This is a genomic window from Planktotalea arctica (assembly GCF_002105285.1).
GTDB lineage: Bacteria > Pseudomonadota > Alphaproteobacteria > Rhodobacterales > Rhodobacteraceae > Planktotalea > Planktotalea arctica.
Window position 1 is genome coordinate 1 of record NZ_MUHR01000007.1, and the last position, 10668, is coordinate 10668.

Genomic DNA, 10668 nt, shown 5'->3' on the forward strand with positions numbered 1-10668 from the left:
CCACGCCATCAACAAAGCCGGGTTATGTGATCAAGTTTACGGGTCATTTGTCACAAATGTCATACGTTGCTATTTCCTGCCACCCTCACACAACCCAAAATTCCTCTTTTGAAGCCGATCACGCAAAAATGGTGGACATGTGCTTAGAACAGCCCTGAGAGGCCGTCAGACGGGCCATAGTGGGTAAGGCCAGCAACACATGCCGACCGCACCCTTAACCAAGGATTAACTGCGATAACCTAGCCTACCGAGGTTTTGAACACTCGGGGCCAACATGTACGAATTTCGCAGAACGACATTGCAAGAGGCCGTTCATAACGCTCTCGGATATCAGATCCTTTCGACCAAGAAGCTGGCAAAGGCTTCAGTGAAGTTCGACTTCGCAACCCGCATGCGCCTTGGAAGCGTTCTGTTCGTAGGCGAAGGAAACCTCAGCTTTGCTCTCACTGTGGCCCGCAAATCGCGGACTCCGGCATCCTCAATACTGGCAACAGTCTACGAGGCAGAGAAAGACCTGACAGACACCGCCTATGAGAATGCGCAAAAGCTTCTGAAGATCGGCTGCCAAGTCAAAACCAGCGTAGATGCCACATGGCTTTCAGACACCATCGGTAATCGGCGCTTTCAAACGATTATCTTTCAATTCCCAAACGTGGCTTCACGCGATCCCCGCTACGGACAAAACCCGAACCATGTCCTCGTGACACGGTTTCTCAAAAGCGCCCGGGACCACCTGAAATATGGCGGACTGGTCGTTATCTCAACTGTGGACAGCTCGTTCTACGAAGGGGCCTTCAAAATGGACGAAGCTGCCCGAAAATCAGGTTTTGCAGCTCCGGCCATCCATACTTTCGTCCCCAACGACTATCCGGGTTATATCCACCAGAACACGGCCAATGAGGAGTCCGCTGCAGATGGCTATACCGCCTTCGCAACTTTCGTTTTTTCAGGATGAGCGTCCAAACGGACTGACCTACCTTGAAAACTACATCTCAAAGGATGAGGCTGACAAGTTTGTCCATGAGATTGACGCAGCTCCTTGGCGCACAGATCTGAAACGGCGGGTCCAGCACTACGGCTATCGGTACGATTACAAGGCGCGGCAGGCACGGCGGGAAGATTATCTTGGCCCGCTTCCTAGTCTTTTCCAGAAGCTGGCGGAACGCTTGACTGATGACGGCCATTTTCAAACCGTGCCAGACCAGGCCATCGTTAATGAATATGAACCTGGGCAGGGCATCTCTGCCCATATTGACTGCCAACCTTGCTTTGGAGACACCATTGCGTCGTTGAGTTTGCTATCAGCTTGTGTGATGCGGTTTGCTCATCCGTCCCTTTCTAAGCAAATAGACCTACACTTGCAGTCATCGAGTTTGCTTGTGATGGGCGGTCCGTCTCGTCATGTATGGACCCATGCCATTCCACCTAGAAAGACGGATACGATTGCAGGGCAAAGGCATTATCGCTCTCGTCGTATCTCACTGACGTTCCGCACAATGTGGTTTGACGCTGAATAGGTAATTTGGCGCTACTCTTTTGTTTAATCCTTGGAGTAATCCACAGCGCTGCTGTGTGTTCTAGTGTTCTAATATGGTGTTCCCCCCCTTTTTTAAAAAAATAAAATCATATACTTACCTTGATTAAAGGGGGGGGGGAAATTCGGCAGTCCCTGTGCCCCTCCAAACAGTCATTGTGAGCGTCGAGGGGCCTTACTGCGAGCGCGACCGCAAACTCTGGGTGTTTCTCCTCTACGCCGTGTTTGACGAGCTGGGGAAACAGCCCCTGCACACCCTGTCCGTGCGTGAGATCAATGCAGTGTTTCGTGAACTCGGCGGCGAACACGGCACAAGCGGGCTCTGGGAAAGCGCTAAGCGCCTCGCCAAGACCACGATTGAATGGGAATACAATCTTGGCGATGAACGGGTGCAAGGTGTCGCCAGCCTGTTCAGCACAGAAGTTCACAAATCGGCGCGGGCGCAAGGAAACCTGCGCTTTGGCTTCCCGCCTCTACTCATCCCGATCCTGAAAGAACCTACACGTTTTGCCCGCCCGAGAGTTCACTTTCTGCTCAAGCTGTCGGGCAAGTACGCTGTCACGCTTTATGAAGTCCTAGAAGGCTTCGTGAACAGGCGGGACGGGCAATGTCGCGTGTCGATTGACGAGCTGCGGACGTCGCTCAAGGTGCCAGCAGACAGCTATGCAACGTGGAAAAACTTCCGCAAGTGATTGCTCGATCCCGCCCTCAAACAGATCAACGATGATCCGCTAGGCGCGGGCTTCTCGGTCGAATACACACCGATCCGAAAAGGCCGCTTTTATAACGAGCTGGTGTTCCAGATCACCAAGACCCCCAAGCGGATTCAGACGGACAAGCTCATCAAGCGCAACGCCGGCGATGCCCGTAAGATCAAGGCTGCAAAGGAACGGGGCCGCCCTGCCCTGCTCGATACTGATATCAATCGTGCAGCACAAGAAACACGCTACGAGCTGGACATGAACGAAATTCAAAGGCAATTTTGGGCGCAGTACGTGAATTCATGCGTCGCGCAGCGAACGGCAGTGCAAATCAGACCGGCCATTCGAGCCACACTCGGCGGATGACCGCGAAGAGCCCACAGTAGAAGTGACAGATTTGTGCTGCGTGCGCTTGCAGCGCGGAAATTGCTGCAACAGCGTAAAATTCTGCGCCGCCGTGCGGCGGGAAAACCGGTCATTCATGCGTGCCGCAGCGGGAACAGCAGGCCCAAGGATCAAGTTGCGGACACAACTGACCTTTGAGGTTTTTCACCAAATGGCTGCTTCTCCAATGCTGTCGATGCAACGAAACGCGGCTGAGGCGGAAACCGGAAGTTCGCTGCAGTTACAAGGTTTGGGTTCACTGTATGAAAAAGGAGACGTTCGCCGATACCTTGCGCTTTCTACCGCTGCGAATGTCCGCAAGGAGCCCACAGTGTGAGTCCGATTTCCTCGCTGCAAAAGCCCATCAGTGACATGTTAATTTGAAGGCTATTCCGAAACCACTAGACTAGCGTTTAATCCAAACGGCCTTTTTGGCGCATCGGGGTGACCCCGAAATTGATCCGGAACACACGTGAGAAATGACCGGGGCTTTGGAAGCCGCAGGCCATAGCCACGTCAACGATCGACATTTCGGTTTGCAAAAGCAAATGACGGGCGCGATCCAGCCGCATTTCAAGGAAATATTTCTTTGGTGATGAGTTGAGGTGTTTACCGAATAGTCTCTCAAGCTGGCGGGTGGAAATACCAATTTCGCTTGCGATGATCGCAGGGGACATCGGGTCTTCAAGGCTGTCGCGCATCATTGCAATCGCGTTTGCCAGATGTTTGTTTCGCATCCCGTTGCGCGATTGAAGCGATACCTTTTGTTCTGATGTCGCATCGCGGACCGTGTTATAGACCATCTGGTCCGCCACAGCGAGGGACAGATCATAGCCATGATCGCGCTCGATGAGATGCAACATCAGATCGGCAGTGGCGGTGCCGCCCGATGCCGTGATGTACTTTTCATCCGCAACAAATACATTCCGAACGACATTAACTTCTGGAAAGCTCTCTAAAAAGCTATCGTGGTATTCCCAATGAACCGCAGCCTTACGCCCATTGAGAAAGCCAGCCTGCACAAGAATATATGCTCCTGAGCAAAGCGCACCAATTCGCGTCCTTGTGGTTCTATCAATCCGACGCAGGGACTTCACAAGAACGGTGTGTTCCATACGCTGCATGTTGATGCCGGATAGAACAAATAGGCGGTCGCAGTGCGGGATATTCTGAAACGTACTATGGGTCTGGGTTACGGATGTGTTTGAACTTGTTGCGGTTTCCCCGTCCAGTGATGCAAACGACCACGTATAGAGTTCTTTTTCGCTTATCAGGTTTGCGATCCGCAAGGGATCCACCGCGCATGAAAACGCCATGTGGGAAAAATCCTCAACAAGCGCGAAGACAAAGTGTTGGGGTGTCTGTGTTGGTTTTCGGTCGGGCATCGTTGCCTCCATTGCGCAAATCTTGACCACAAAAATCTATTGTAGACAATATGTATTTTTTATGGTGTGAACGGGTCAATTCCTAGCTGGAGACGCTTGTTGACCGATCAACCTAAAACCAAAAAGGCCCGATGCCTTGAGGATCTGCGCAACCGGATTCTAACCCAAGACCTGCAACCGGGTTTCTATTTGGACGAGTCTGTTCTTGCAGAAACTTATGAGGTTTCGCGTCCACCGCTGCGCGAGGTCTTAAATCAGTTAGCGGGTGAAGAGTACGTAGTGCTCCATAAGAACCGCGGCGCGCAGGTCTCGCCGATGACCCACAAAACGCTGCGTAATTTCTTTGTCGCGGCTCCGATGATCTATTCAGCCATAACACGCCTCGCGGCTATGAACGCGACAACAGCACAGGTCGTGCGGTTGAAAGATACGCAGCTGTTGTTTCGCGCAGCAATACGCGAAGGGGATGCCGCAGAACGTGCGCTTTTGAACCTTCGGTTTCATACCATTATCGGCGACATGGCGGACAACGAATACCTCGCGCCAAGTCTGCGCCGCTTATTGATCGATCACACCCGCATCGGAATGACGTTTTACAATTCTCGCAACCCAACCCTTTCTAAACAGCGCGAACAAGCTGCAGACCAGCACGATGATTTCATTGCTTTGATAGAGTCAGGGAACGCTGCTGCTGCTGCTGCTCTTGCGATTGCCCATTGGGAATTGTCGCGCGCAGAAATCGAAAGTTTTGTCACACCGCAAGGCATGGAAATCCCGCTTGGCGATGTGCCAAACGCCCTCAACACGAAAGGTACTTCATGAAATTTGAAGGCATCTACACCCCCGTTATTACGCCCCACCACGCGGACGGCAGCATTGATCGTGACGCTTTGGCAGTCCAGATTGAACACCTGATTTCTTCTGGTGTTCACGGGTTGATCAATGGCGGGTCAACCGGAGAGTATTACGCGCAATCGATGGACGAACGTAAGGACATGGCGACGTTTGCCAAAGACGTTATCGGAGGGCGCGTGCCGCTGATTGTCGGCACGGTATCGGTGCGCACGGATGATTCAATATTGATGGCAGAACACGCCGCCAAGATAGGCGCGGATGCGCTGCTGGTCGGATCGCCGCCCTATTCGGTACCCACCGAACGCGAAAATGCGTTGAACGCATTGGCGATCGATCGCGCAGCTGATTTGCCGATCATGCTGTATAACTACCCCGGCCGGATGGGCATCGACATGGGTGAAGAGTTTCTGGATCGCGTGGGGCGCAGCCGGAATTTTACTTCGATCAAGGAAAGTTCGGGCGATATCAATCGCGTGCATTTGTTGGCGCGTGATTACCCCCACATTCAGATGTCATGTGGCATGGATGATCAGGCGCTGGAGTTCTTTGCATGGGGCGCGCGCAGTTGGGTTTGCGCTGGGTCCAATTTCTTACCGACCGAACACATCGCGCTGTGGCGTGCCTGCGCGGTTGAAGGCGATTTCGACAAAGGCCGCAGGATCATGTCAGCAATGATGCCATTGATGCGGGTGCTGGAACAGGGCGGCAAATTCATTCAAGCGGTCAAGCACGGCTGTGAAATGGCGGGTCAATACGCAGGCCCACCGCGCCCACCGCTGCACGGATTGAACAAAGACGACAAACGACAACTGGAACAGGTGGTTCGCGTGCTGAAACGCACCGTCGCCCAAATAGAAGCGGAGGCCCGCACATGAGCGATCTTTTAACGACAGAAGAATATAAAGCCATTTCTGCAGGGCTGACGTTTCCGACGCAGGCCTTTATTGACGGCGGGTTTCGCGCCGCGATTTCTGGCGACACATTCCAGTCCGCAAACCCCGCAACAGGAGACTTGATCGCGAACGTCGCTGCCTGCGGTGCAGCAGATGTCGATGTCGCCGTCGAAAAGGCGCGCGAAGCGTTTGACGATGGCCGTTGGTCAAAGCTTCACCCGTCTGAGCGTAAAGACGTGCTGATCAAGCTGACGAAGTTGATCAAACGCAATGCGCGAGAATTGGCTGTGATGGAAAGCCTTGATAGCGGTAAAACCATATTCGATTGCGAAACAGTCGACCTGCCTGAGACGATCCATTGCCTCGCGTGGCACGCTGAATTAATCGACAAGATATACGACCAGATGGCCCCTGCTTCTGACGACCATATCGCGATGGTCGTGCGTGAACCTGTGGGCGTTGTTGGGCTGGTTCTTCCGTGGAATTTTCCGCTGCTAATGCTGGCGTGGAAGATCGGTCCTGCGCTGGCGGCTGGCTGTTCTGTAATCGTCAAACCGGCTGAGGAAACTTCGCTGACGGCCCTACGATTGGCTGAACTGGCGATGGAGGCTGGCATTCCTGCGGGCGTCTTCAACGTTTTGACCGGCAGCGGCGCGGATGTGGGCGAACCTTTGGGCCGTCACATGGATGTCGACATGGTGTCCTTTACCGGATCAACCGAGACGGGCCGTCGCTTCCTTGGGTATGCAGCTGAATCCAACCTTAAGGAAATCACGCTTGAGATGGGTGGCAAGAATCCGGCCGTGGTGTTGGATGACGCTGAAAACCTTGATCTTGTTGCAGCCCACATCGTGAATGGTGCGTTCTGGAACATGGGCGAAAACTGTTCGGCGGCGTCACGCCTGATCGTGCAAAAGGGCATCAAGGACGAACTGATCAAACGCATCATTGCGCATGCCCGTGAATGGCCGATGGGTGATCCTCTGGACCCTGCAAACCGCGTCGGTTCATTGGTGTCTAAGGCGCATTTCGATAAGGTCAGCAGCTACCTCAAAAAAGGGCCGAAAGTGTTGATGGGGGGCGGTGCGAAAGACGGGTTTGTGGAACCCACCATTCTGGACATGTCCGATCTGGATGCACCTCAGGTGCGCGAAGAGATTTTCGGACCTGTGTTGTCTGTTCTGACCGTAGCGACGTTCGACGAAGCCATCGCATTGGCCAATGACACGGAATACGGCCTTGCCGCCTCGATTTTTACCGCCAATGTCAAACGCGCCATTCGCGGTGCGAGGTCCATTCGGGCGGGTACTGTGACGGTAAACAGCTTTGGCGAAGGCGACATCGCGACTCCGTTCGGTGGTTACAAGCAGTCCGGTTTCGGTGGAAGTGACAACAGCATCCATGCACACGATCAATATACCCAGCTCAAGACTATCTGGGTTGATCTGGCCGATGATGACGACGAGGCGGTCGATTGACCCAAACGTCTATTCCAAATGTATCCCCGATCCCAGGACCTGCTGCATGGAATGAAATTCTGGGGTCGCGCCCTGCTGCGCGACCTCTGGAAGGGTCTGTAACTGCGGACTTCGTCGTTGTCGGTGCGGGCTTTGCTGGGCTGTCCGCCGCGCGCCGCATCAGGCAGTTGCAACCAGCCGCGTCCGTGACTGTGCTGGATGCATTGCGCGTCGCCGAAGGGTCTGCCGGGCGCAATTCAGGGTTTATGATTGATCTCCCCCATGATCTGGCATCGGATGATTATGCCGGTGCGGGCGATGATCGCGCGTTGATCTCTCTCAACCGCGCGGCAATCCAATTTGGTGGCGATGCGATCGATGAGTATGGGATCGATCCCAACTTCTTTGATCGTGCTGGAAAAGTGAATGGCGCTGCCAGTGCAACAGCACAAGCCCACAACGAAAGTTATGCCAATCATCTAACTTCGCTTGGCGAACACAGCGAAGCGCTGGACCGCCAACAGATGCAAGACCTCACAGGTTCGCCGCATTACTTGTCAGGGCTATACACCCCCGGCACGGTCATGTTGCAGCCTGCAGGCTATATCCGTGGTCTCGCCGATGGGCTTATGGCACAGGGAATTGCCATCCATGAAAACTCTCCAGTCACCATGCTCACCCGTGAGGGATCAGCGTGGCGATTAACCACCCCGAACGGATCGATAAGCACGGGAAAGGTCATTCTGACGGTCAACGGCCATCTTGAAAGTTTCGGGTTTGAGCGTGGCCGTCTGATGCAGATTTTTCTGTATGCCGTCATGACACCAGAGCTTGACGCGGCCACGCTGGCCCGTTTGGGTGGGCAGTCACGCTGGGGTGTCACGCCATCCGATCCGATGGGCACGACCGTGCGGCGCATCGACAGCCGACAGGGCGGCAATCGCATAATTACTCGCACTTGTGCAACTCTGAACCCTAATCGGTCAGCCAGCCAATCCAATGTTACCCGCGCCGCAAAAGTCATGCGGCGCAAATTCGATCAACGCTTCCCCCAACTGGCGGGGCTGAAGATGGAAAATGCATGGGCGGGTCATTTGTGCCTGACGTTGAACAGCGTTTCGGTCATGCGCCAACTTGATGACGGGCTGTATTCGGGTTGTGTGCAAAACGGGCTTGGCACAACACGCGGCACGTTGACGGGTATTGGCGCTGCTGAACTTGCCTGCGGCGAAACCAGTGCGATCACACGTCATTTTACAGCTGAAGCGCAGCCAAAAAAGCTGCCCCCACAACCGTTTCAACAGATCGGTGCCAATGCCATGCTGCGGTTTCGCGAATGGCGCGCCAAATCGGAATAATTAGACGGCTAGTAGGACTGGTTTAGTTCGTCTGCCGCCGGAATTTCGATTTCACGACGTGCGATGTAATCCAACAAGGCTTCATCGCAGGCTTCATCCAATTTGGGTTCTTGGTATTCGGACAGCATGGCGCGTGCGGTTTCCAACGCGCGCTGCGTGATTTCCTTTTCACCGTCCGCGCTCCATTGCTCGATAGAATTGTTGTCAAATAGCTCGGGCATAAAGAATGCCGATTGGAATTTTTCGAGCGTATGAGGGTGCCCAAGGTAATGCCCACCTGGACCAACGTCCGAAACGGCCGCGATCGCCTGATCGAAATCATCCCAACGCGGGCCTTCAGCCATACGGTATGCCATGGCGCATTGTTCAGCGTCGACGATGAATTTGGCCACAGAACAATGCATGCCAGCCTCGTTCCAGCCCGCAGAATGCCAAATATAGTTCGCGCCCGCGTGCATGACGGCTGACAGGGTTGTCGCACTCTCATATCCGGCTTGCGCGTCAAACGTCTTTGCACCGCCAAGCGTGTTTGATGTCCGCCACGGCACCCCGTAGTACCGCGCCATCTGTCCGATCATAAAGTTCATCAAGCTAATTTCGGGCGTTCCCGCCATGGGCGCACCGGACTTCATTGAAACCGACGCAAGGTAGTGGCCGTAGATCGCGGGACAGCCGCGACGGATGACTTGTGTGTAAGCTAAAGCGCTGAGAGCCTCGGCGTTCAGTTGCGCGACCGTTGCGGGAACACTCGCGGGGGTATTTGCGCCACCAAGCACGAACGGCGAGCACAAAACCGGTTGATTGCGCTTACAGAACGCACGCATAGCGCCCAGCATCGTTTCGTCCCACACGAGGGGCGAATTTCCGTTGCAGTTACCCGTTGTGACCGGATGATCGTCCAGAAACTCCTCACCATAAAGGATCGCGCACATCTCCATAACGTCCTCAGCGTTTTTGGGGCTGGTCGTCATCCCCATGAACATCTTGTCAGAGTATTTCATCGACGAATATGTGATCCGCAAATGCCGCTGGCTGATAGGGTGGTCGTAGGGTTCAACGATGTGGTGTGCAGACGAATGCAGAGCTGGCGACATATGGCTAAGCTTGTGGAACATCGCCAAGTCTTCAAGAGTCGGATTGCGACGCACATCATCGAGGTCACGGAGGAATGGTGCGCCCGTCATCGGCACGAACACCGAATGTGGCCCGCCAAGGCGGACGTTATTTTCGGGATTGCGGGCGTGATAGGTGAAGTCGCTGGGAATGGTGGCGATCAAATCGCGCACCAGTCCACGGTCAAGGTAAACCATTTCACCGACGACCTTTGCGCCCGCCTTTTTCCAGTCTTCCAGCGCTATAGGGTCGCGGAACTGAACTCCGACGTTTTCAAGGATATCCATTGACGCATTGTCGATCATTTCAATCTGTGCGCCGTCCATGACTTCACACAGTGGGATTTTGCGGGTCAGCCCAGGCAGCATTGTGATGTCGCGAATGGACCGGATGGATTGCCGCGAAGCCCGGCCGCCGGACCGTGTGCGTCTTGGTTCTGTGCTCATCATTGATACTCCCGTTTGGATCATTATGCCGAACAGATCAGAGATCAGCCTAACGAAAAGCGTAATCTATTTGCAGGATGCGACATGATTTTTTTGTCGAGGAATAGACCGCGCTCGCGACCTTGGCTTTAGCCCCGAACTGCTCCAGCAGGCATTTTAAGAAACTCCGGGTTCAAAATCGCCGTTCGCTTCGCAATTCTCCTGCGTTCGGATTGGGCCATCATTTCCCGAGTTAATTTTGGATAGCCCCCTGACCGGACATTGGTGCGCTACGCAGCATTCGACAGTTTGGGCTCTTCGCGGCCTAATGCGCTTGCAGAGATAGCCCATCCTAGTTCCTTCTGACACCGGTCATTCAATTCGATGCTATGCTTTTGGTGTCAGCGCGGTGCTGACGTCTGGGTTTGGAGGGAGGACTGGAGGGCATATTATGCCAAGAGTACAACTTCCTGCAGTCACCCCTAAGCGCAAAGCCTGGAACAAGGGACGGATCGTAGGACAGAAACGACCGCTGTTTCCCAAACAGGTCTGGGCGATCCGCG

10 protein-coding genes and 1 pseudogene are annotated in these 10668 nt (G+C 54.1%); 9 read left to right on the top strand and 2 right to left on the bottom strand.

All coding sequences use genetic code 11. The features are described 5' to 3' along the window. Positions 1 to 274: 274 nt before the first annotated feature. The 4 genes from B9P63_RS09575 (at position 275) to B9P63_RS09590 (ending at position 2601) form a co-directional block, all read left to right on the top strand. The gene (locus B9P63_RS09575) at positions 275 to 955 is read left to right on the top strand and encodes a Rossmann-like fold-containing protein (RefSeq protein WP_085308364.1); all 681 of its coding nucleotides are present in this window, start codon (positions 275 to 277) and stop codon (positions 953 to 955) included. After that, positions 915 to 1517, top strand: a complete 603-nt coding sequence (locus tag B9P63_RS09580; RefSeq protein WP_085308365.1) for an alpha-ketoglutarate-dependent dioxygenase AlkB — start codon at positions 915 to 917, stop codon at positions 1515 to 1517. Before B9P63_RS09575 ends, B9P63_RS09580 begins: the two co-directional genes overlap by 41 nt. Positions 1518 to 1692: 175 nt before the next feature. Beyond that, a complete protein-coding gene (locus B9P63_RS09585) occupies positions 1693 to 2226 on the top strand; it encodes a replication initiation protein (protein ID WP_176219136.1) in 534 nt (177 codons plus the stop codon). Beyond that, positions 2227 to 2601 (top strand): replication initiation protein, encoded by a 375-nt coding sequence (locus B9P63_RS09590; RefSeq protein WP_085308367.1) that lies wholly within the window; start codon positions 2227 to 2229, stop codon positions 2599 to 2601. It abuts the gene before it with no gap. Positions 2602 to 3032: 431 nt separating this feature from the next. Here B9P63_RS09590 and B9P63_RS09600 read toward each other — a convergent pair whose 3' ends face one another. Further along, entirely contained in the window at positions 3033 to 4004 is a 972-nt protein-coding gene (locus B9P63_RS09600) for a GlxA family transcriptional regulator (protein ID WP_085308372.1), read from the bottom strand. 99 nt (positions 4005 to 4103) lie between these two features. Between B9P63_RS09600 and B9P63_RS09605 the strand changes: the two genes are divergently transcribed. From B9P63_RS09605 to B9P63_RS09620, 4 genes are read left to right on the top strand one after another with little or no spacing between them, the layout of a single operon-like run. After that, positions 4104 to 4826, top strand: coding sequence for a GntR family transcriptional regulator (locus tag B9P63_RS09605; RefSeq protein WP_085308373.1), 723 nt, complete (start codon positions 4104 to 4106; stop codon positions 4824 to 4826). Further along, a complete protein-coding gene (locus tag B9P63_RS09610) occupies positions 4823 to 5734 on the top strand; it encodes a dihydrodipicolinate synthase family protein (RefSeq protein ID WP_085308369.1) in 912 nt (303 codons plus the stop codon). Before B9P63_RS09605 ends, B9P63_RS09610 begins: the two co-directional genes overlap by 4 nt. Further along, positions 5731 to 7230 (top strand): aldehyde dehydrogenase, encoded by a 1500-nt coding sequence (locus B9P63_RS09615; RefSeq protein ID WP_085308370.1) that lies wholly within the window; start codon positions 5731 to 5733, stop codon positions 7228 to 7230. Before B9P63_RS09610 ends, B9P63_RS09615 begins: the two co-directional genes overlap by 4 nt. Further along, positions 7227 to 8567: an NAD(P)/FAD-dependent oxidoreductase gene (locus B9P63_RS09620; RefSeq protein ID WP_085308371.1), complete on the top strand. Its 1341-nt coding sequence runs from the start codon at positions 7227 to 7229 to the stop codon at positions 8565 to 8567. The genes B9P63_RS09615 and B9P63_RS09620 overlap by 4 nt, the downstream gene beginning before the upstream one ends. 8 nt (positions 8568 to 8575) lie before the next feature. Here the strand turns inward: B9P63_RS09620 and B9P63_RS09625 are convergent, their stop codons facing one another. Next, a complete protein-coding gene (locus B9P63_RS09625) occupies positions 8576 to 10126 on the bottom strand; it encodes a trimethylamine methyltransferase family protein (RefSeq protein WP_085308374.1) in 1551 nt (516 codons plus the stop codon). 430 nt (positions 10127 to 10556) lie between these two features. Between B9P63_RS09625 and B9P63_RS19420 the strand changes: the two are divergent. Beyond that, positions 10557 to 10668 (top strand): annotated as a pseudogene (locus B9P63_RS19420) (integrase); the annotation flags it as partial.

Coding starts and splice junctions, on each gene's coding strand:
- B9P63_RS09580 (WP_085308365.1), top strand. CDS start 915: ATGGCTATACCGCCTTCGCAACTTTCGTTTTTTCAGGATGAGCGTCCA.
- B9P63_RS09625 (WP_085308374.1), bottom strand. CDS start 10,126: ATGAGCACAGAACCAAGACGCACACGGTCCGGCGGCCGGGCTTCGCGG.
- B9P63_RS09615 (WP_085308370.1), top strand. CDS start 5,731: ATGAGCGATCTTTTAACGACAGAAGAATATAAAGCCATTTCTGCAGGG.
- B9P63_RS09610 (WP_085308369.1), top strand. CDS start 4,823: ATGAAATTTGAAGGCATCTACACCCCCGTTATTACGCCCCACCACGCG.
- B9P63_RS09575 (WP_085308364.1), top strand. CDS start 275: ATGTACGAATTTCGCAGAACGACATTGCAAGAGGCCGTTCATAACGCT.
- B9P63_RS09600 (WP_085308372.1), bottom strand. CDS start 4,004: ATGCCCGACCGAAAACCAACACAGACACCCCAACACTTTGTCTTCGCG.